Origin of the sequence: Pseudalkalibacillus sp. R45, from assembly GCF_052246725.1 — a bacterium.
Classification (GTDB): domain Bacteria; phylum Bacillota; class Bacilli; order Bacillales; family Fictibacillaceae; genus Pseudalkalibacillus.
Genome location: NZ_JBQQCL010000001.1, coordinates 636,434 through 658,972 on the forward strand (window position 1 = coordinate 636,434; position 22,539 = coordinate 658,972).

The following is a 22,539-nucleotide window of genomic DNA, read 5'->3' on the forward strand; positions in this document are numbered from 1 at the left end:
TTGTTCAATCTTGTACTTCCACAATCATTTCAATTTCGACTGCCGTATTATTCGGAAGCTGAGCCATCCCCAGTGCAGAGCGTGCGTGTATACCACGGTCTCCGAACACTTCGACGAGAAGATCGGATGCTCCATTCATGACTTTCGGCTGATCGGTGAAATCCTCTGTGGAGTTTACGAATCCTAATAGTTTTACGATGCGTTTCACTTTGGTCAGATCACCCAGCTCATATTTGAGGACGCTGAGCAGATTCAACATCGATTGCCGGGCAGCAGCATAGCCTTCCTCAAGCGTAAGCTCTCTGCCTAGCTTCCCATGATATTCATCGACACCTTGCCCCGCCGTAAAAATCAGATTTCCAACACGGACATGGCTCACATAATTCCCTGCAGACGGCCGGACTTCTTTAAGTTGAAGCCCCAGACTTTGCAGCTTCTCCTCTGGTGTGATCACTTTCTGCTCCATTCGTCCGCCCCATTTCTTTTACATTTAAAAATCGCAATGCGTTTTCTCCAAGAATCAGTTCTTTTTGTACATCCGTCAGCTCATCCATCACATCAATCACTTTTCCTGGCGGGATTTCCCTTAACAGGAACGGATAATCGGATCCCATCATCACCCGCTCATGGCCGAAACGATCGATGAGATATTTTACATTCAAAGGATCATAGTTCAACGAATCGAAATAGAAGTTTTTCACATAATGGCTCGGCGGATTCGTAGTCAAACGCAAGTGTGGCCAAACATTCCAACCCTGATCCAATCTCGGCAGGATATACGGGAACGAGCCTCCCCCATGCGCAAAACAGATTTTCAGGCCGGGGAACTTCTCGATGACACCGCTCCAGATAAGACTCGCAGCCGCAAGTGCCGTTTCACTCGGCATCCCGACTGTGTACATGAAATTGTGTCTAGGCGTACGGTCTTTCGCGAGTGTCTCCCATGGATGGATGAACAACGGTACATTCCATTCCTCAGCCATTCGGAAGAATTCGAGAAACTCTGGGGCATCCAGATTTTCCCCATTTACGTTCGTTCCAATTTCGATTCCGTATAAATTCAACTCTGTGATGCACCGCTCCATTTCCTTGATCGCCGCCGCACAATCCTGCATCGGCACTGTTCCCAATCCGATGAAACGATCCGGACGTTCTTTTACCGTGGCCGAAATGAAATCGTTCTGGATACGTGCCATATCAACCGCCGCTTCAATCGGGGCCCAATAGGAAAACGTCACCGGAATCGGGGAGAGCACCTGGATATCGACACCTTCCCGATCCATGTCCTGGATCCGCTTTTCAGCACTCCAAACCTGGTCCGTTACTTCACGGAACACTTTCCCACCAACCATGATGTTCGCTCCGCATGCACACGTCTGTTGAAGAATCGGCCAACGTTCCTGACCATATTTTTCAGTAAAATCAGGCAGGTCATGCGGGATGATGTGTGTATGGAAATCTACCCTCATTTCCACTCATCTGCTTCTTCAGGCATCATATGGCCGCAGTTGTCACACTTCCTCAACTCAGGGCTGCTGTTGAACTGTTCAATCGCACCTTTCACCTGTGTTTCGATATTCGTCAGCTGAACCGTCACGCGGTGCATTTCATGGTCGCATTTATCACAGAACCAGACGAAATCCTCCAGCTCACCTTCGCCACGTTTCCGTTCGAGAACAATTCCGTAAGAGTTTGCAGTCCGATGCGGGGAATGAGGCACCATCGCCGGCAGCATGAAGATATCCCCTTCACCGACCGTCACAACTTCCCGCTCACCTTTATCGTTGATACATTCGACATAACAGTTTCCTTTGACTTGATAAAAGAACTCATCCGACGGATCTACATGGAAATCACGTCGCTTGTTCGGTCCACCGATCAGCATCGCGATGAACTCTGAATCCTCCCAAAGGACTTTGTTGTTGACCGGCGGTTGCAGAAGGTCTTTATTGTCCTCAATGATTTTCATAAGATTTCCGACTCTATCATTCAATAGGCTTGTACCAGATTTGATCGCCATGGTATTCCTCCTCATATTTTTAAAATGTAAGCGCTATCATAAAACGTTGATATAACCCAATTCATTCGAGATTGACTGTGCTGTCCGCACAACGCTTTGGATAATGGTTCTGCTTTCGCTTCCCTGCATGTAAGAGATCGGTCCAACCATATTAAGTGCGGCAACCGTCTGACCTGTATACGTTTGGATCGGGGCCGCGACCGCATACATCCCATGTTCATTCTCGTTATTTGAAATCGAATAACCCTGTTTCCGAATCTGCTTCAGTTCAAGCATCAGCTTGTCCACACAAGTGATCGTATTCGGAGCCCGTTGCAGAAGCCCTTTCGAAATCGTCGGTTGGATGAACGAAGGATTGTACGCAAGCAACACCTTCCCTGAACTCGTACAATACGCCGGCTGTTTTGCCCCGACATAGGTTGGCACCGAGATTGAATCTTTGGCAGCAACTTTCAACACGAACCGGACCTCGCCAGCATCGAACATTCCGATATGGACCGTTCCCTGGTATTTCCTTATCAGATTCTCCACGATCGGAATCGCTTCGTTATAAATATCCTGTTGATACATAACGTGATTACTCCACTCTAATAACTTCCATCCGAGGCGATACTTTTTCCGACTATCTTGAATGAGGATCCCTTCCTGGCACAACGTCCGGATCAGGTGATGCGTCGTACTCGCATTCATACCCAGCTTTTTCGCGATTTCCAGATTGCCAAGAGCCGGTTCTTCATTCGTAAAACAATTTAGAATTTTCGTAATTTTGTTGATAGACGAAATCACATGCCCACTCTCCTTTTAATATCACACATAGAAATTCGAGTGAGTGATCGACAAAAATCACTCCAGATAGAGTATTAGATAAGTGGTAGTCGTTTCCTTTATTAATTATTTAAAATTTTTAGATTCAAAAAATGAATGATCAAAAACAAGAAGTTCAAAGCACGAAAGTTTTGAGGACCAGAATGTATGTTGTTAATACATGAGGACCGCAAAAACCGAGTAACGAAGAAATTCGCTGTTTATTATTTGGATATTTTTTTGAATTTCCTCTTATATTACTAGTTTTAATTCTTAATCAACTGCTTCTTATGCATATCAGAAGCTCCATCCAACGCGTCCTTTACCATCGCGAAGTCGTGCTTACGCTTGAATCCGTCATAGAACCAGCCCAATCTTCTTAGTGGATCTCCTGAATAATAGCGCTCGTATTGCAACAAGCGTTGTCCGAATGCTTCACCCGATAGATCCCATGCGAGCTTGAACAGTTGGACACGATCTTCTGAAGACACACCTTCTCGTCCAACATAATACTTGTCGACGATCGGCTTCAGTTCTGGGTTATCGAAATCCGCTCCCATCGGCGACATCAATAAGCCACCCGCTCCAATCGTCTGAATGATTTCAATTGCACGCGGATACAGTTTCGGCAGCATACCTCTGATCGTTTCAAGCGGCGCTGAACCTGGACGTAATTCCCCTTGTGGCGTCGTTTCATATTCATACTCGGAAACTCTCAATAGGGCTCTAATCGCTTCGACCGATTGGATGAGCTCGCCCAATTGGGTTTTAACGTTGAGGTACCCGTCCACGCCGATGGAATCTGCTAGTTTACAAGCAACCTCCATTGCGAATGATAGTTTCACAAGGCCTCTGACACCGGATTGATGGGCCGGCTGGATCCCGATTCCTGTCTTCGGATATAAAAGATTCGCCGCTTCCACATTCTGATTGATGAACACACGGTTCCACGGAACAAATACATCTTCAAAGACGAGAAGCGCATCCATTTCCTCAAATCTTGATGCAAGCGGATGATCGAACAAGGAACGTTTTCCGTCCTGTGCTGGTTCACGGCACATGATTTTAAGACCAGGCGTATCGATCGGCAACGCAAATGCGATTGCATGCTTTTCGTCTCCAGGCTGGAATCCAGGGAACGAATAAATGATGACCTCATCTGTAATCGGTGCAAGCGTCGCAAGCATCTTCGCTCCACGAACGATCAATCCGTCCGGCTTTTCCTCCACGACTCCCAGGTGAGTAAACGCATCTTCCTGCTCATGGGATGCCTTGCTCCTGTCATTTTGCGGATTGATGATCGCATGGGTCAAAAAGACATCGTTATCACGGACGTGCTGGAAGTAATTGATCATATTTTCGCCCCATTGCGGGTCATATTGATTCAAAAACCACGTGTTGCTTGCCATTGAGGTGATCGTTACGTTCAAGAAATCGGGTGTCCGCCCCATCGTTCCAAACGTCGCTTTCGACCAGATTTCAAACAGATCGCTTCTCGCTTTCAAATCCTCGAATTTCCTCGGGACAAGGAATGAGTTGTTTACGCGCTCACCCGTTTCTTCACAAATGTGCGTGATCCGCTCCTGATATTCCGGATCATGCTGCATGTCATAAAGTTTCGCGATCTCATGGATCGGCTGTCTGAACACATCTTCCGCATAGACGTCATCTATTTTACGACCGCCCAACCACACTTCGGGTTTTCTCGATCGCAACCCTTTGATATACTGTTCACCTGTTCTAATCCCCATTGAATCTCCTCCTTTTTGTGTTTTACTTTTTCAAGTAGTTGTCGATTTCTTTCGTCTGGGAGAACTTTCCCTGATAAAAAACGAGTGCATCTCCGTCTGTGTAAGAGAAATCTTGTATTTTCCCTAGATATAAAACATGGTCACCACCGTCATATTCTTTCCATGGTGAACACTCGAACGTTGCTAATGTGTCCTTGATTTTCGGCCCAAGGAACGTTTCTTCCATTCGATCTCCAGCCCTTGCTGCTCCTTACCGGCAAATTGCCAGGCGATCGCCTCTTGGCCTGAAGCGAGGATATTCACGACAAAAGATTGATTCCTCAACCCGGCGCACGCTTTCGCCTTTTTGTCGATTGAAACGAGCACAAGCGGTGGATCCAAAGAAACAGACGTAAAGGAATTGACGGTAATGCCATGCTTCACCTTATCTTCCCCCGCCCACGTAACGACCGTCACCCCGGTTGCAAATCGACCGAAACAATTCCGTAACTCACGTGTATCCACTCAGTCACCTCCATAAAAAGTAAAATCTGTCATTACTATAAAGGAAATGACAAAATCGAACAATCGAGTTATTTCACATTATGAAATTTAATCATATTTTTTTGAAAAATCTGATTAATTCTTGCAGGGAGATGTTTTCTCGACAAAAAAACCTGGCAAAGACAAGCCTTAGCCTAGGAGAGTGTTTAAACCTTCTTTAAATGCAAAAAAAGAACGTCTATCTCATGATGAAATAGACGCTAGCTCCACTTTTTATCCACTTTTTTACCGACACGAAAAGAAAAATATCCGCCGATCAATGTGCCGATCACTCCAGTCACGACGGTCCAATAGGACTCGAACTCCATGAAAACGAAAACCATGATGACGATGCTTAGGCCAATCGCAACCCAGCGGTTATACGTAACCCGCACAAGAAATGGTATGAGTATAATAGGCAAGATAAGTGCCCCGAAAATTTCAATCATTATGTAAAAAGACGCCTCCTTGAAACTCCTGACTTCGGCATATAATCCATTATACGCCTTAAGAGCTGCGCAATTCAATCTAATCAGATCAAAACCGCCCATCCGAGCGGTTTTTGTCACATATTACACGTTCCCGATCGCCATCCCTGTAAACGTTAATGGACCGATTACAGACCCCTGATTCAGAAGCCCCAGAGAGTTGGTCAATTCAATTGTGATCGAATAGGCTTGTGGTCCTGCAGGTACATTGAAATCAACAGCATTGAACGAAACAGTCCGATTGTCTTCAATACTAAGGTTAATTTGGGAAGTTGTTGTAAAAATGATTTGTGAACCACGGAAAATTTTTATTAATACGATTGGCGTGCCTAAAGTCGCTTCCCATCCAACTGACCCAGTCAGTTCAACATGATTTGTATTGTCGGGTATGGAAAGGCCGAATTCTGCTAGTTTCATTGTTGTAGGAGATGCTGGGATGACACGGTTCAAGGCGCCGTTACTTGAAGCAGGTGCACTCACATTATAATCTAGTATTTGTTTAGCCATTTTTTTCACCTCCTCTTATAATCTATGATTTTGAGGAGGAAAGGTTTGGACAAGCGTGTAAGTCTATTAGAAAAGAGTAGATTACTAGGAGGAGAAGAACTGTTTTTAGAGAAAACATTCTTCCATCACGCAAAGGAGTTGATGCAACAATCCTAAAAGAACGAACAGAACCGGTGAAAATCGGTAAGTTGGAAGCCCAATTTCGACAGTTCATTGTAGGATAAAAGGAAAAAACCGCCATGCTGGACGGTTTTCATCAACTTTTTATCCATTTTCTACTCAGCCTACTACTTTTCTGCGTTTTGCTTTTTCAGGCTGGGCGAACAATAAGCCTAGTTCGTGATGCTCATTTTCATAAAGAGAGCGCTGGACGAAGCGGACTTCGCCGTTGAAGTTCAGGACTTCCAGTTTTACAAAGGACGCGCTGCTCTGCACGGCTCCATAAAAGTCCTCGACCCGCTCCATCTTTCTTCCGTTCACTTTGATGATGCGCTCCCCGATCGAGACATTCATTTTAGATGCCGGTGAGCCAGGGATGATCCCCAGGACGCGCAAGCCTTCATTCATCGCACTGAAGTATGGTGCACGTTTGATCTCCAGCTTTCGGTAGTACAGGATCAGTGCATTACGCCCGACAGCTGCAAGTCCGACGATAACGATGCTGAGCATTTCCAGATCGAAGGTGATCAACAGCACCGATCCGGCGAGCAAGATGAGACCTAGCAAAAAGAAACGGCTGCCGATGTTTTTCACGACTGGCTCTGGCATCGATTGCGATACGACGTGGTGGAACCCGATCGCAAACGGCGCAAGTGCAAAGCCGACACTCGCCTCACCAATCTGGAGCAGTGGGAACCAGTCTGATGTTGCCACTACCGATCCGGGTACGAGGACGAACAAAGGGACAAACCAGATTCGGCTGATAACGTGGGCACCGATTCCCTTCCCTCTTTTACCACGCAAAAGAATCGGAGACGTGTTTTTCCCACCGATTGATATGATCAGAATACCTTCGACGACAAGCAATGCGGCAACCAATAGCGCGATCATACCAAGAGAAACGTCCTGCAGATCGACGAGCCATCCATCTAAAATCCGAACGCCTGTTTCAAACGGCGGCATGTAAGCAGCTGCTAAATAGGTCAATGTACCGGCAAACACCGGGTTGAAGTAGTTTTTACGCAACGTCAAACCGAGCACGATGTAAAATACGGACATGACGGCGATCACACCGAATGATAGATACAATCCGGCGAACACGCTCAGTACTGAGAAAATCAAACCGATCACAAGGCCGGGTACGATCCCGTTTACAAAATCATCCAACGTGTCATACACCCGGACGCGGAAATCACTTCGCTCCCGTTTCACACGTGTGACAGCATGGAATCCAATCAATAATAATATGACGTAAAAAAGAGGATTGAGGAAAAACCAACCCATCGCTTTAAGTATATTGAACAGTATATCTTGCATATTTCAGCCCCCAACAATCTATCGTTTCTCTTCTTATTCGTTGCAGGCGAACCACTAGCCTTCTCGTTATGAGGGCTCAACGGCTCGCTTTCCCGCAGAAGTTTTGTGACGCTTATTCATTCATCGATTTATCTTCTAAAGAAAACTTGGCAATCCCAAGCCTTTGGCGCAGGCTGAGCTTTAGTTGCGCTTATATTGAAGAATGTATTTTATTCTTTCTTTAATTGTAGTAAGAGGTCCAGCTTTCGTTCGATCTCTTTAAGCCGATCCTTTCTGTTGCGCATATATGTAATCACAAAAATAGGCACTGAGATCATCCCGATCAACATTAAAAACCCAACCAGCTGGAACACAATATCCCCTATAAACATCTCCAAAACCTTCCTCCTATAACATTCGAAAAAGAATGCAAAATAAAATCCGTAGAAGGGCATCTTCTACGGATATATTCGACAGTCATACGTTTCATCCTGCTTTTACTTTCCGAATAAAACTTCGATTGCCGTCTGCAGCTGCTGATCATTTTTTCCGCTGTCGATCTTTTCTAGCAGCTTCTGTTCCATGAGTGAAGCGGTCTCTTCGTCCACCTTACCGGTCGCTTTCACTTTATTAGCGTTCTGGAATGCGCGTACCGCGGTTTCCGTTTTATTATCGTAATATCCGTCATCCCGTCCAGGATTGAAGCCCAATCCTTTCAAGATCGTCTGGACATTTTTCACCTGTTCACCCGTCATGTCATACGTCAACGGTTTTTCGATCGTAATCGGGTTTGCACGGTAGTAAGCTGGCTGCTCTTCTTTTACCGTCGGCTCGACGCCTTTCTTATGAATCCAGTTGCCATCTGGCGTCAACCATTTGAACATCGTCAGCTTAAGGCTGCTGCCATCTTCCATTTCAACCGCTTGCTGCACTGTTCCTTTACCGAATGATTTTTCACCGACGACTTCGTATCCGCCAGCTTCTTTCAAGGCTGCTGCTAAAATCTCAGATGCCGATGCACTTCCCTTGTCGATCAAGCCGACAATCGGGTAATCCTTTTTCTTGCTCGTGTCAGAGAAGAACCGTTGCTTCTCACCGTTTCGTGCTTCAATCTGAACGATCGGATCATCCTTTGTGATGAACAGCTGGGCAATATCCTGTACAGCATTCAAGAAACCACCTGGATTACCACGAACGTCGATGACCAGTCCGTCGATTCCTTTACCCTCAAGCTCTTTCAGCTGCTTTTCAAAATCAGAAGCTGTGTCTTCAGAGAACGATGTGATTTTCATATGCCCGATTTTCTTACCATTGTTTTCGATGACATCGGAGTACACCGTTTCAATCGGAATCTCGTCACGTTTCACATCGATCGACAATGGATCGCTGACGCCTGCACGTTTGATCTCAAGCTTTACGGTCGATCCTTTTTTACCGCGGATCTTTAATACTGCATCGTATAGATCAAGGCCTTTCGTACTTTTCCCGTCAATGGAAATGATCTGATCGTGCGGTTTCAAACCAGCCTTTTCAGCCGGTGAATCTTCGAAAGGAGCAACAATCGTCACATACCCATCCATCATCGTAACTTCTGCACCGATCCCTTCAAAAGAAGACTCGAGCGTGTCGTTGAATTGTTCAGCCGTTTTTGCATCCATATAGACGGAGTATGGATCATCAAGCGTATTGACCATCCCCTGGATGGCGCCTTCCAAAAGTTTTTCCTGGTCGACATCATCGACATATTTTTCCGATATCAGTTCATACGTCTTTTCAATCTTCTCGAAATCTTCAGCTGATCCGGAACTTCCTATTTTCCGTTCTGTGCCGTTTTCAATTGCTTTTTCTAAAAGGGAAGGACTCTCATCATCAGAGAACATAGTCATTCCGGCATATGTACCACCAGCTCCGACAGCAAGTGAGCCCGCCACCAATAATGCAACCACTTTACCTTTCACATTCATTTCATCATCACCCCATCGTGTTTGCAGGAAAAGGCACCACACCTTCAAGATGCGATGCCTTCTCACATGAGTAAGGTCCCCCTAAGTCCGTGCCATTCACTTACTCGGTATACTATATGAACAGCTTGTATCCTTTATGTGTGAAAAAAACGATCTTGTATTCTTGTATCGTTAAAGCTAGCTCCATACTACTACAGAAGCCAGAATCTAACAAGGATATCGGATTATTTTCTAATGGCTGTTTTCGCATATCTTGTTGTTTTTAGAAAGCTCTTTTCTTAAAGATTGTTGCTTTTGGGTCATTTTGGTAATGAACCAACTTGTGCAAGTTGATTGGAGAGTAAGGTGCGAGACTCCTGCGGGATCAGCGGGACAGGTGAGACCATTCAATGTCGCAAGGCGACGAGTGGGCTTACCGCACGCCCCGCGGAAAGCGAGCACCTGAAGCGGAAATCAACAACTTTCAAGAGCAACAAAGTTTGCGAAAATAGCTTTTTAGAAATATACTCGCTTGCGGGGGCTTGTTTCGCTTTCTACTCCCGCTGGAGTCCAGCTTGAATACTGCTTATTCTCTCCTTCATCCAACTCCAATTCCTTTTTCAGTTGAGACCTGACTTCATCCAATTGTTGCTCATCAAGCTGCAGATAATAAGTTGAGCCCGGTTGGTAATCGTACCCTGACAATTGGAGTTTATCGACCTCTTTCACTTTCGTCATATACGGAACATAAGAAAGGACTTCGTTGAAAGAAAGGTTCAAAGAGAGGTTGCCTTCAAGGCTCTCTAGTAATCCATCATACTTGGAAACAGAAGAAAAAGATTTCATTTTTCCAATGCTTGATTGGATGATTTGCATTTGCCTTTCACCCCTCAGCAAGTCAGAATCCGCTTTTCGCGTACGAGCATAAGCCAAAGCTTCTTCACCGTCCAACTGCTGCATTCCTGTATCCAAATCGACTTTTCCATGTGTTTCTTTCGCTATCTGATCAACGACATATTGATCCTCTATATCGATTTCAACGCCGCCTAATTCATCAATTGCTGTCTTAAAGGCTTGAAAGTTACCACGTACGACATAATCCAACGGGATATCAAGCAGTTCTTCAGTCGTCTGAACAGTCAATTCCAATCCACCTACTAGATGCGCATGGTTGATTTTATCCATCCCATGCCCCGGAATATCCACATACGAATCTCTAGGGATGCTTAACAACGTCACTGTATCGTCGGTTTTGTTGAACGTTGCGACCATCAAAGCATCTGAAAGACTTCCCTTAGCCTTTCCATCCCGGCTGTCTATACCGACAAACAGGATTGAGAAATTATCTTTTTCCGGGTCGATCGTTTCTTCCCTTTTATCCGATTTTTCTCCCCTGTCCAAGGAAACTTGTGCATTTTCCGTAATATCCGAGGCTTTCGTATAGAGGTAAGCCGTATAGGATAGGGGCAATAGCACCAATATAAGGAGGGTGAAAATCGTATACCTCAGCCATTTCCGTTTCTTCTTCCGTCTGTCAAATCTTGATTCCATCAAAACCACCTTTCCGATACTATTACTAAGATTTGAACGTATAGATTTGCTGCATTATTTCCATGATTGACGCTTAGAGAACAATTTTTCACGTGCAAAAACACTCTCTACCTATTCTACTAGAGAGTGTTCGTCGACCTAAACCCTTTTCTGATGAAAAATCTGAAAAGTTTGTTACTTTTGATCTTGAGGGGCTATTTCCCAACTTTGTTTATCGTCCGATTCAATGATTCCGAGTGTCACATCATCCACATCTGGGTCAGCGAGAACCAGGTCCCTTACAAGGAACTTGATATCGTCAGCCTCAGCTAACGAGAATCCTTTCTTTAGTTCAATGTAGCTTTCCACGTGATATTTTCTGCCCTCTTGTAAAATCCGCATTTTATTAATATCGACCACATCCGATTGTGACAGGATCAGGCTTGCAATCCGATCCTCTACCGTTTTCGGAGCAGCAACACCAATCAGACCGATTGTGTTCTCATAACCGATTTTTAAGGCAATACCGATTAATAACAGACCGATAAGTAGTGTCCCTATACCATCCAATAAATAAAATCCTGTAAAATGAGAAAGCACAACGGCTACCAGCGCAAGCAACGCACCGAACGTTGCAATGATATCTTCGTAAAAAACCAGTCTTGTAGGAGGTGCTGCTAAAGAGACATTCTTCAGAGCCGATGCAATGAGACTGCCACCAGTTACTTCAGCCCTTGTTTCCTTGAGAATTTCTTTCATCGCTTTAATTAAAACAAAACCGTCAATGATGACAGCGACCGCTAGAATTCCGATATTCAGCCATATATTCGTAGAAGGCTTAGGATGCTGGATCAGCTCCCAACCCTTCAGGACTGTTTCATATGCCATGATTGATACAACCACCACAGCTATCAGGACAAACAGGTTAACCACTCTTCCGAACCCTGCTGGAAAACGTTTTGTCGGTTCTTTTTCAGCTAATGCGCTTCCTATGAAAACGAACCCCTGATTGGTCGCATCAGCAGCTGAATGGAGCGTTGTTGCCAACATTGTGCCGCTTCCACTGACAAAAGCAGCGATTCCTTTGATAACTGTCAGAAAAGCATTTCCAGCTGCAGCTATACCCGATGATTTGTTCCCTTTTTTCAATAGATCGATAAATGCCATTCTCGTCCACCTGCTCAGTTTAAAGTTATTTTCATTATCAACCTGGAGGTAAGACTCTATTCATTCGTAATTAACTGCTCCCGCACAATCGTGAGCAAGCGGCTGTTCTCATCCAAACCGGCAACATTTTTGAATGCTTCCATGAATCCATGCTTTTGGATGGACACTTGAAGATCCATCGCTTCTTCATCATCTGGATGATCGTAAGTTAAGGCCGCAGCAATGACTTTCCCAAGTGAAACCGGATCTTTCCCGAACATATCCAAGTAATCGACAGCAGGTGCGACCAACCGATCTTTAGCTCCCAACTTACGTTTTGGGGCTCTGGCAACCCGCGTCACTTCATCAGAAATATGCGGGTTTAAGAAACGGTCGATGATTTTTTCAATATAAGCTTGATGTTCTTCAACACTGAAGGGGTATTTTTTGACTAAAACTGCTCCAGATTCCTGTAGAGCGGATCGAACATCGTTTTGGATGACATTGTTTTCCATCGCTTCCTTTATCGTATGAAAGCCCTTTTGATAACCTAAGTAGGCTGCGGCAGCATGGCCGGTATTGACAGTGAACAACTTCCGTTCGATATAGGGAGTCAAATCATCGACAAAAGTGACCCCGTTTATATCCGGCTTCTTACCCTTTATTCCTTTCGTTTCCACTACCCATTCATAATATGGTTCAACTTTTACGAGCAATGGGTCTTCGTTGGATTGGAGCGGCACGATCCGATCGACAGCCGCATCAGGAAATCCGATCATCTCGTCTAATGAATCTTGCATCTCCGGGTCGATCTGTTTGTACACATAGTCTTTCAAAAGGGTGCTGCCACCAATCATATTTTCACAGGCAATCACATTTAGCGGTACACCACCGCCCTGTGCCAACCGTTTTTGCAATCCCTTTGCCAACAATTCAGATATGATCGGCAGGATGTTCGGGCCAACAGCTGTGGTCATGAGATCGGCCTCAGCAATTGCATCAATAACCGCTTCCGGATCCTTCAAACTATTGATGCCACTAAGTCCGTGTACTTCAATGTTTTCATCACTTCCTACAAGTTCGATCGTATAAGAGCCCCGACGATTCAATTCATCGATCAATTCAGCATTAACATCGACAAATACCGTTTGGAAACCTGAATTCTCTAACAAGGCACCGATGAATCCGCGTCCGATGTTTCCTGCACCGAAATGAATCGCTAACATATCAGTTCACCTCATTAAATATAGAAATGACTTCTTCGGCAGTTTCAGCTTGAAGGATATTTTCGATATTCTCTTCTTCTGAGCAGACAATCGCGATTTTCGAAAGGATCTCCAAGTGCTCATTCCCTTTGCCGGCAATACCGATCAACAGTTTTACAGTATTCCCGTCACCGAAATCCACTCCATCAGGAACGGTGACAATGCTCAGCCCTGTTTCCTTAACAGACTTTTTCGCGTCATCTGTGCCATGTGGGATTGCCACAAAGTTTCCCATATAAGTGGATGTAATCTCTTCCCTCTTCAACATTTCATCAATATATCCACGTTCAACATATCCTTGATTGTAAAGGATTCCACCAACAAAGCGAATAGCTTCTTCCTTGTACGATAACTTCGTACCCAAAACAATATTATCAGCCGTTAAAATAGTTTCAGACATTACTCATTTCCCCTTTTTGATAATTTTCCCTCTAAAAACCGATGCAGCTGATTCGCTACATAGCGATCAATTTTTTCAGCCTTTTTTGATTGAAGAATCTCAACACATTCCGAACGCTCTACAATCAATGAACTAAGAAAACTTAATACTTCCAGCCCTTCCCTATGGATATCTACTGGTGCAAGCATTAGTAAAATCGTATGGATCTCCATAGGGGTCTGATCCATGCCTTGAACGGTGATCGGCTCGGGTAGTATTTGAACCGTAAAAATCGGTTGTCTGATCTGTCCGTGTCTCGCGTGAAATAGAGCGAGATTCGTCCCAGTGATTCCAAGACCGCCTATTTTTTCACGTTTCAAGAGAGCTTCCATGACAGAGTGTCCATCACTGATATATCCTTCTGCTTCAAAACTCTGACACGTTTGTTTCAATACTTTTTCATAAGTCCCCGTATCATGATGGGTAACCTTCATGGTGGTCAACAATTGATCGACAACTTCCACATATTTATGGATTGCTTCAACAGAACCACGGATTTCTTTCAGTGATTGATCGGACAATGAGCTGTTTACTTGATTGAGATGATTTACTTTGATCGAATCCGTAATCCGTTTCTTCCGCAATACATGCTCTATTTTATGGACATCAAAAGTAGGAAGCATCGGATTAACCTGAATGTACTGGTCAATTTCTGATAAAGCAATCGTTGAAACAATCAGATCGTATTGAATAGGATCCAACTCGTCCAGCTCGAATAAAGAGCGATGTTCGATTTCCTCAATGTCTTTGAAATTTCGGGTCAGTTTTGCCGCTAATATTTTTGAAGTACCGATTCCGCTTGAACAAACGACTAATACTTTAAGTCCTCGGGAGCCTTCCATATTCAAAAGAGCAGAGGCGAAATGCATGACAAGGAAGGCTGTTTCTGTCTTTGGAAAATGATATGGAAACACCTCATGAGCGGATTCCTCTACAATTTGAAAAAGATCTTGATAATCACGTTCAATTTGGTCTGTTAACGGATTCTTGATCTCCTTGTTTTCCTGAAGCCGGTAGATACTTGGTTTCAAATGGCTGACTAGATCATTCAGAAGGTGATCGGACTGATGGAAGTCGATCTTGATTCGCTCGGAAACAAGCTCGATCAACTGTTTTACTTTAAAGGCCAGCATCAAATCAGCCTCTTCTGAAAAATCCTCACCATTTCGAACTTTCGCTCCTAGTAGATGAGTCGTGATATACCCCGTTTCCGCCTCAGGAATCATGATTTCAAAAACACCCTCCAACTGTTCGATCAACCTTTCTGCAACAGCGAACTCTTTTGTAGATTTGAGCTTTTCCAGCTGTTCAGGCGGCATACTGATCGTCTCTCCTTGTTGGATCCGTTCCATTGCCAATGCAAGGTGGATGACTAAACCTATATATTCACTATCGACGAGTTGATTTTGTAAGGAATGACGGATAGCGTCAACACTCTGTTCAATGATCTTCAGCTTTTCTTTTTTGATAATGGCCAATAGCTGTTCGGAAAGTGTGTTGGAAGAGGAAGGAGTCGGCTTCGTTATCTTTTCACGTAAAATGGATAAAAGGTTCATCTCATCCGTATGCTGCAAGATCAATTGGCCAATCGCTTCCCTGATATGTGTTTCATCCCCTTGTATTTCGACACCATATCCACGCCTGCGAACCAAAGATAAATGAAAACTTTCCAACGAATCTTCTATTTTGTCTAAATCATGACTGATCGTCGCAACCGTTACACCCAATTCATCAGCAAGAGCGAATAATTTCACAGGTTCACGGGCTTCCAATAATCTTGAAAGGATCAATGTCTGCCTCTCCTCAGGTGTATAATCTGACGGTTCTTGTTGATGGATAACAGATAAAAGCGAATTTCGATCATTTACAGATGCTTTCAATTTCAACCCGCTTCCTGCTTTTTTATCAATTGAGATCCCATGCGACTTCAATATACGTTCCAATTCTTTAAGGTCCCTGTGGATGGTTCTTGAACTGACACCTATCTGATCGGCAATCTCCTTTATTGGGATTTCATTCTTTGCGCGCAACAAAACATCCAATATTTTTCGTTCCCTTGCAGTCATATACATCAGTCAATCACCTCCTTTAGTTGACAAAATTTAAATATCAAAAGCATTGCTCAACTCAAATTCTACGTGGTAAACCCTTTATACATCAACGAAAACTAAATGTAACCTCGTCTGTTCTAATGTTGACAAAATTTAATTGAGGTATGTTGTAAAAGATTTTTCTTTTTAATTTTGGCTCTTTTCTAAAAGATTGTTGCTTTTGAGTCATTTTTAAAAAAACACCTTGTGCAAGTTGATTGGAGAGCAAGGTGCGAGACTCCTGCGGGATCAGCGTGCCTACTACCTGAATAATCTCCTCGCTAGGCATGCGACGAGAAAGCTCGCTTCGACAGGACTTTCTTGTAGACGCAGGAGCACAAATGCTTCCTTGAAAAGGAGACTCCTGAAGTCGCAAGGCGACGAGTGGGCTCACCTGTCCCGCAGAAAGCGAGCATCCTGGAGCGGAAATCAACGACTTTTAAAGAAAACTTGGCGTGACCAAGCCTTTTGTAGGTCGAGCCTTAGTTGCCCTTATACTGAAGAAAGTATTTTATACTTTCTTTAAGTGCAAGAGCAACAAAGTTTGCGAAAACAGCCTTAATTTTCATTCGAAATTTTTGAAATTCAACGATAGATAATAACTCCTAAAAGAAAAAGAGTCTGAACATGCAGACCCTTCTCTTCAATTCTTCAATCTTTTTTCAATTGTTCAACTAACTCATCATACTTAGGGCTGTTCAAGAAATTATCGACAGAGATATGATGTGCATCAGGAACCTTTTGGATCGCCCGTTCTGTAAGATCCTTATGGGTGATGACAATGTCCACATCTGAAGGGAGATCATTAATTGCCATATTGGTTACATCGATCTCAATGCCTGCCTTTTTGAATTTGTTTTTCAATAATGATGAGCCCATGGCGCTGGACCCCATTCCAGCATCGCAAGCAAAGATGATTTTATCAATATTTTCTTGATCGACACTTGGCACTTCACTTGTATCCCTATCAACAGGTTCTGCTGTATTGGTCACTTCTTCATCCTTATTGGAAACCAATTGATTCGAAACCTTGCTCTTCTTGCCTTTCATTGCTTCCATCCGTGTAGTCGCCTCTGTCAGACCTTCTTCGTCCTGTTTACTCGTTTTTAAGATAACTGAAGCAACGATAAAAGATACTAATGTGGCAACCAGCACACCTAAAACGACCCCAGCAAAGTTCCCTTTCGGTGTCAAAGCCAACAGCGCGAATATGCTACCTGGAGAAGGAGTTGACGTAAGACCTGCCCCAAAAGCCGCAAACGTTGCTGTTCCACTTACGCCTCCAGCTATGACAGCTAGGATCAATGTCGGTTTTGATAAGATGTAAGGAAAATAGATTTCATGAATTCCACCAAGGAAGTGGATGACTGCAGCACCAGGAGCCGTTTGTTTGGATATCCCTTTACCAAAGACCATGAAAGCGATCAGAACACCTAACCCTGGTCCTGGGTTAGTTTCAAGCAAGAATAAGATCGACTTACCGACTTGCTGTGCCTGATCAACTGCAAGCGGACTTAAGATTCCATGGTTGATTGCGTTATTTAAAAATAGTATTTTGGCTGGTTCGATGAAAAGGTTGACCAATGGTAATAGTCCAGCGTTGATCATCGCTTCAACACCGGCTCCAAGTCCTTTTGTGATGCCACTTACCACTGGACCGATACCGAGATAGGCGATAATTGTCAAAATCGCACCAGTAATACCAGCTGAGAAATTGTTGACTAGCATTTCGAAACCAGAACGTATACGGTTTTCAAACAATTTGTCGACTTGTTTAATTGCATAACCACCAAGCGGCCCCATAATCATCGCGCCAAGGAACATAGGTATGTCAGCACCGACAATGACACCCATCGTCGCTGTTGCCCCGACGACACCTCCGCGCAAATCATAGACAATACGTCCACCACTGAATCCGATCAATAATGGAAGCAAATAAGTGATCATCGGTCCCACTAGTTCCGCAAGGCTTTCGTTCGGCAACCAGCCTGTTTCGATGAATAGGGCCGTTATGATCCCCCAGGCGATGAATGCTGCTATGTTCGGCATGATCATTCCGCTTAAGAAGCTGCCAAACCGTTGAATTTTCGCTCTTATGCCAGATTGCTGTTTATTTTCAACCATATTTAATCCCCCTCATTTTAAACAACTTTATGATTACCTTTATCATAAAGCGTTTACAAGAGCGCTATCAATACAATGAAAATGCATCTTTGGCAAAGGGAATGTTGACAACATTTAAGTAGGATAAAAGTTTGTTGCTATTGGAGGGTGGAAAGGAAGATCCTGAAGGCTTATGGCAGTGGAAATATGCAAGACCCTGGGGGAGAATTAAGGTCCCTCGACTAAACAACCCCCACATCTGTGCCAGCAGTTACTCGACGCAACACGACAAGGATGGAATGGAAATCTTGGTCTTGTGGTGGACGTCTAAACCAGCACACCCTATGCAAGTGAGCTGAGGAGATTGTGTTGACTCTTCTGCTCCTTCTTCTCTCCAAAAATCGATACTTTCATCTGATGATGGATGAAAACAGATTAATTAGGGTTTTAAGGTTGGTTTTTATTCATAAAAAGTGCAGAGATCGACTGTAACTAAGGGAAATTCTCGGTCAACTTATAGGAGTATCTGATTTATCTACAAAAAACAGATTGTTAATTACAAAAACTTGAAATTATCTACAAAAGTGGGGATTTACCTACAAAAATCCAAATTTATCTACAAAAACAAGATTTTATCTACAAAAAACACATAAAACATTCCACAGACAGGCCTTCATGAAAAAATCACACCCCAGTACCGTTCCCGGGGTGTGATCTTCATCCATCGTTTAGAAATAATTATTCGGATTGACTGCATTTGACTTGCTTTGAGTCCAATCACCTTTGTGGATTTCAAAGTGCAAGTGCTGACCAGTCGACCTTCCAGTACTTCCCATATTACCGATCTGCTGGCCTTTCTTAACAGAAGCGCCATTTCCAACCAAACGATTTCTCATATGTGCATAGACTGTTGTATATTTTTGACCATTGATATAGTGTGCAATAAACACAACATTTCCGTAACTGCTTGAATAGTAAGACTTGATGACTGTACCTGAAGCTGCTGCAACAATTGGTACTGTGCCGCCTTTCGCCAGGTCTATTCCAGCGTGCTGTTCTCCCCAACGGGATCCAAATCCTGAAGTTTGCGGGGCGTTAGCCGGTTTCATGAACATACCGTTACCGACCGCTGGAGTTGATGACGATCCGCTGTTCTTTGCCGCTTGTTGGCGCTTCATCTCTTTTTCGAATGCTGCTTGCTGCTTTTTCAACAGATCAGATTCGTCTTCCAATTTGCCCATTTCGGAATGCTTGTGTTCCTCTTCTTTTTGAAGCTCGCTCAACAATTCATTTTTTAGTTTTGCCTGGGCTTTCAAATCAGATTCCAAAGCTTCAAGCTCTTTCATTTGATCTTTTAGTTCGTTAAGTTGTTGTTCAACTTCTGTCATCATTTCTTCAAGCGCTTTTTTATCAGCTTTGTGTGCGTCAAGAATTTCTTTATCCTGCTTCGAAATTTCGTTTAAAGCAAAAACGCGGTCAAGGAAATCTCCAAAGCTTTTCGATCCCAGCAATACCTCTAAGTATTGAACAGAACCACCATTTTCGTACATTGCTGTTACACGATCTTTCAACATCTCATCACGTTCAGCGATACGTTCTTTTGTCTCAGCGATTTCCACTTTCAGCTTATCGATTTCTTCTTTCGTATTTGCAATTTCTTTTTCTTTCCCAGCAATTTTATTTTCCGTCTCAGCGACCTGGTTATCCAGCTTTTTAATTTCAGCATCTAACAGGTCTTGATTATGCTTAATCTTTTCAATCTCTTTTTTAATTTCTTTTTGTTTTGATGAGTTATTGCTCTGCTTTTCTTTTACACTATCGATCTTATCTTTCAGAGACTCGGCATGAGCCTCATTACCACCGACAAAATTGAATCCACTAAATATTAAACTGATCGAGGCTGCGACTGCTATGAACTTCCTTTTCAATCTCTTATCCCCCATTCAAGTTTTAAGTATGTAAGTAGTTGGTGACCGCCTGTACGGCAGCCCCAACCTATTTTTTGCTTTGTTATATTTGCGAAATTAGACTTTCAAGAACTTACGGACTGATGTCATGCTTCCCCATACGCCTATGAATGCGCCGATGACAATAAGCAATCCAGCTAGCTGGAACATCAGCGGATAGACTGGAAGAAGTTGAATGAACACGGTTTTCAAATCAACACTTACAGCTTCATAGATGAATTGATAAGCAAGGATCAAGAGTCCGATTGGCACAAGCGCTCCAAGGACACCTAACAGAAATCCTTCTACGAAGAACGGCCATCGGATGAATCCGTTCGTCGCACCTACCAATTTCATGATTTCGATTTCTCTACCACGTGAAACGATCGTGATCTTGATCGTATTGGCAATCAAAAACATCGCTGTAAACAAGAGTCCGACAATAAGGACCAAGCCAACGTTGCGTGCCGTGTCTGTCACCTTGAAAAGCTTCTCGACGGTACCTTTGCCGTATTCGACTTTGGTCACGTTCTCAATTCCTTCGATTTTCTTGGCGACAACAGGTGTATCCTGTGGCTTTTCCGTTTTTACAGCAAACGCATCGGGCAGCGGGTTTTCATTTTCAAGAGATGCGAATACTTCACCCTCATCTCCTAAACTATCAATCAACTCTTTCAAGCCTTGTTCTTTCGGGACAAATCGTACATCATTGACCCGATCGATTCCATTCAGATCTTTTTCAATCTGTTCCTGTCTATCCGCTTTTATCGTTTTATCCAAATACACACGGATTTCAACATCATCTTCTATTTGAGACGCAATTGCGTTGATGTTAAGCAATAGAACCAGAAATACACCGACAAGTAAAAGGGTCACGGTTACGGCACTGACCGATGCGAAAGACATCCATCCGTTTCGTCCCAGGTTTTTAAAACCTTCTTTAATGTGTCGAGAGAGGGTCCGGGGTTTCATCATAACCGTATACACCTCTTTTCTCGTCACGTACGATGCGACCGCCTTCGATGGCGATCACCCGTCTTTTGATCGTGTTTACAATCTCTTTATTGTGGGTAGCCATAACTACAGTGGTTCCTCTATTCGAAATCTCTTCAAAAACTTCCATAATGCCCCAGGCCGTTTCGGGGTCCAGGTTTCCTGTAGGCTCGTCCGCAATCACAACATGCGGTCTATTGACGATGGATCGAGCAATCGATACACGCTGCTGTTCACCGCCAGAGAGCTCATCAGGTAAAAACCGCGCTTTGTTCTTGAGACCTACGAGTTCAAGTGTTTCCATCACTTGTTTACGTATGACCTTTGGTGACTCCTCGATGACCTCGAGAGCAAACGCGACATTTTCGTATACCGTCAATTTCGGCAGGAGCTTAAAGTCCTGGAAGACGATACCGATTTGTCTTCTTAAGTATGGGATATTACGCTCTTTCACCTTTGTAAGGCTTTTCCCGTTTATTATGATATTTCCCTTAGTCGGTTTTTCCTGGCGGTACATACATTTAATGAATGTTGACTTTCCTGCACCACTCGAACCAACGACGTAGACAAATTCCCCTTTATCTATATGGATATCTATCCCGTTCAGTGCCATTACACCGTTAGGATAGGTTTTCCAAACATCGATCATTTCGATCAATTTCATCACACCTTGTATTTTCTTGTTGTCAATTCTAATCGAAGTAAATATCCTGTTATTTTATATCAGAGTATAATAGTAGATTTAGTTTGAAATTGACTTTTAGCAACAACTATTATAACATCTCGATTCGCCAAAATAACCCAAAATAGTATTACATTTGTGTTTCATTTTCTTTTAAAATATGACGAAATCTAGGTATAACGCCACTTTTCAGCTTCGATAAGATTCGACAAGTTTTTCCTTTTGCGCATACCATTCTACACTAACCCATGTATTCCTGCTAAGAAATAGTCTATTCGTATAAAAATTCTTCTCCTAGGTCCTGATTAGAATGTACCAAATATCTCTTCAACGCGTTGCAGTGATAGTGCGGATTCTATCTGAAAAACTATCATTCCTCTTATCGGTTATTGTTAACGGACATTCAATCGATTAGTAGTAATAGTACTTCGAACTTGTTTTGATTCTCTGTCCTTAGATGAAAAGAAAAAAGCCGGTCTTATAGGAACCAGCTCATTGTTTGAACAAAATATGAACGTCTATTTTTTGTTGTTCCTTTTTTCGAAATCATTACCATGCCCGTTGGAAGTCAGGGAACTTTGTCATTCGTGTCTCACTAAGGGTATCGCAGGGGTTGCTTTTTTGCTGGACTATCGGGAAGCTCTGAATTCGGACAGCTTCGTGCTTTTTTCCCCTGCTCTTGTCCCAATTAGCGTTGTTTTGGGACAGGCTATCGCTTTTTTCTCCTGCCCCTGTCCCAATTCGCGTTGTTTTGGGACAGGCTGTCGCTTTTTTCTCCTGCCCCTGTCCCAATTCGCGTTGTTTTGGGACAGGCTATCGCTTTTTTCTCCTGCCCCTGTCCCAATTCGCGTTGTT

The 22,539-nt window shown here is 43.6% G+C and carries 22 protein-coding genes; all 22 read right to left on the bottom strand.

The window, feature by feature from the left end:
* Nucleotides 1–4: 4 nt before the first annotated feature.
* Complete coding sequence (locus tag ACTWQL_RS03130; protein ID WP_443140958.1) at nucleotides 5–466, bottom strand: RidA family protein; 462 nt, start codon at nucleotides 464–466, stop codon at nucleotides 5–7.
* Nucleotides 408–1,469 carry an amidohydrolase family protein gene (locus ACTWQL_RS03135; RefSeq protein WP_443140959.1) on the bottom strand — a complete coding sequence of 354 codons (1,062 nt, stop codon included), beginning with the start codon at nucleotides 1,467–1,469 and terminating at the stop codon, nucleotides 408–410. The genes ACTWQL_RS03130 and ACTWQL_RS03135 overlap by 59 nt, the downstream gene beginning before the upstream one ends.
* On the bottom strand, nucleotides 1,466–2,020 hold the full coding sequence (locus ACTWQL_RS03140) for a 3-hydroxyanthranilate 3,4-dioxygenase (RefSeq protein ID WP_443140960.1): 555 nt from the start codon (nucleotides 2,018–2,020) through the stop codon (nucleotides 1,466–1,468). Before ACTWQL_RS03140 ends, ACTWQL_RS03135 begins: the two co-directional genes overlap by 4 nt.
* Nucleotides 2,021–2,056: 36 nt before the next feature.
* Entirely contained in the window at nucleotides 2,057–2,806 is a 750-nt protein-coding gene (locus tag ACTWQL_RS03145) for an IclR family transcriptional regulator (RefSeq protein ID WP_443140961.1), read from the bottom strand.
* 284 nt (nucleotides 2,807–3,090) lie between these two features.
* Nucleotides 3,091–4,575: a 4-hydroxyphenylacetate 3-hydroxylase family protein gene (locus ACTWQL_RS03150; RefSeq protein ID WP_443140962.1), complete on the bottom strand. Its 1,485-nt coding sequence runs from the start codon at nucleotides 4,573–4,575 to the stop codon at nucleotides 3,091–3,093.
* Nucleotides 4,576–4,597: 22 nt separating this feature from the next.
* Nucleotides 4,598–4,801 (bottom strand): flavin reductase family protein, encoded by a 204-nt coding sequence (locus ACTWQL_RS03155; RefSeq protein ID WP_443140963.1) that lies wholly within the window; start codon nucleotides 4,799–4,801, stop codon nucleotides 4,598–4,600.
* On the bottom strand, nucleotides 4,759–5,079 hold the full coding sequence (locus ACTWQL_RS03160) for a flavin reductase family protein (RefSeq protein WP_443140964.1): 321 nt from the start codon (nucleotides 5,077–5,079) through the stop codon (nucleotides 4,759–4,761). Before ACTWQL_RS03160 ends, ACTWQL_RS03155 begins: the two co-directional genes overlap by 43 nt.
* A 239-nt stretch (nucleotides 5,080–5,318) precedes the next feature.
* Entirely contained in the window at nucleotides 5,319–5,546 is a 228-nt protein-coding gene (locus ACTWQL_RS03165; protein ID WP_443140965.1) for a DUF2198 family protein, read from the bottom strand.
* Nucleotides 5,547–5,669: 123 nt separating this feature from the next.
* Nucleotides 5,670–6,092, bottom strand: coding sequence for a hypothetical protein (locus ACTWQL_RS03170; RefSeq protein WP_443140966.1), 423 nt, complete (start codon nucleotides 6,090–6,092; stop codon nucleotides 5,670–5,672).
* 279 nt (nucleotides 6,093–6,371) lie between these two features.
* On the bottom strand, nucleotides 6,372–7,568 hold the full coding sequence (locus ACTWQL_RS03175; RefSeq protein WP_443140967.1) for a hypothetical protein: 1,197 nt from the start codon (nucleotides 7,566–7,568) through the stop codon (nucleotides 6,372–6,374).
* 209 nt (nucleotides 7,569–7,777) lie between these two features.
* Nucleotides 7,778–7,945: a hypothetical protein gene (locus ACTWQL_RS03180; protein WP_443140968.1), complete on the bottom strand. Its 168-nt coding sequence runs from the start codon at nucleotides 7,943–7,945 to the stop codon at nucleotides 7,778–7,780.
* Nucleotides 7,946–8,044: 99 nt separating this feature from the next.
* Entirely contained in the window at nucleotides 8,045–9,505 is a 1,461-nt protein-coding gene (locus ACTWQL_RS03185; RefSeq protein ID WP_443141460.1) for a S41 family peptidase, read from the bottom strand.
* A 501-nt stretch (nucleotides 9,506–10,006) separates the two neighbouring features.
* Nucleotides 10,007–11,041 (bottom strand): LCP family protein, encoded by a 1,035-nt coding sequence (locus ACTWQL_RS03190; RefSeq protein ID WP_443140969.1) that lies wholly within the window; start codon nucleotides 11,039–11,041, stop codon nucleotides 10,007–10,009.
* Nucleotides 11,042–11,215: 174 nt separating this feature from the next.
* A complete protein-coding gene (locus tag ACTWQL_RS03195; protein WP_443140970.1) occupies nucleotides 11,216–12,187 on the bottom strand; it encodes a cation diffusion facilitator family transporter in 972 nt (323 codons plus the stop codon).
* 56 nt (nucleotides 12,188–12,243) lie between these two features.
* Nucleotides 12,244–13,392, bottom strand: a complete 1,149-nt coding sequence (locus ACTWQL_RS03200) for a mannitol-1-phosphate 5-dehydrogenase (RefSeq protein WP_443140971.1) — start codon at nucleotides 13,390–13,392, stop codon at nucleotides 12,244–12,246.
* A 1-nt stretch (nucleotide 13,393) separates the two neighbouring features.
* Nucleotides 13,394–13,831 (bottom strand): PTS sugar transporter subunit IIA, encoded by a 438-nt coding sequence (locus ACTWQL_RS03205; protein ID WP_443140972.1) that lies wholly within the window; start codon nucleotides 13,829–13,831, stop codon nucleotides 13,394–13,396.
* Nucleotides 13,831–15,942 (bottom strand): BglG family transcription antiterminator, encoded by a 2,112-nt coding sequence (locus tag ACTWQL_RS03210; RefSeq protein WP_443140973.1) that lies wholly within the window; start codon nucleotides 15,940–15,942, stop codon nucleotides 13,831–13,833. Before ACTWQL_RS03210 ends, ACTWQL_RS03205 begins: the two co-directional genes overlap by 1 nt.
* A gap of 85 nt (nucleotides 15,943–16,027) precedes the next feature.
* Nucleotides 16,028–16,249 carry a hypothetical protein gene (locus tag ACTWQL_RS03215; protein WP_443140974.1) on the bottom strand — a complete coding sequence of 74 codons (222 nt, stop codon included), beginning with the start codon at nucleotides 16,247–16,249 and terminating at the stop codon, nucleotides 16,028–16,030.
* 362 nt (nucleotides 16,250–16,611) lie between these two features.
* Nucleotides 16,612–18,084 carry a PTS mannitol transporter subunit IICB gene (locus tag ACTWQL_RS03220; protein WP_443140975.1) on the bottom strand — a complete coding sequence of 491 codons (1,473 nt, stop codon included), beginning with the start codon at nucleotides 18,082–18,084 and terminating at the stop codon, nucleotides 16,612–16,614.
* A gap of 707 nt (nucleotides 18,085–18,791) precedes the next feature.
* Entirely contained in the window at nucleotides 18,792–19,991 is a 1,200-nt protein-coding gene (locus ACTWQL_RS03225) for a murein hydrolase activator EnvC family protein (RefSeq protein ID WP_443140976.1), read from the bottom strand.
* A 96-nt stretch (nucleotides 19,992–20,087) separates the two neighbouring features.
* Nucleotides 20,088–20,981, bottom strand: coding sequence for a permease-like cell division protein FtsX (gene ftsX / locus ACTWQL_RS03230; RefSeq protein ID WP_443141461.1), 894 nt, complete (start codon nucleotides 20,979–20,981; stop codon nucleotides 20,088–20,090).
* Nucleotides 20,950–21,660 (bottom strand): cell division ATP-binding protein FtsE, encoded by a 711-nt coding sequence (gene ftsE / locus ACTWQL_RS03235; protein WP_443140977.1) that lies wholly within the window; start codon nucleotides 21,658–21,660, stop codon nucleotides 20,950–20,952. The genes ftsX and ftsE overlap by 32 nt, the downstream gene beginning before the upstream one ends.
* Nucleotides 21,661–22,539: the final 879 nt, after the last annotated feature.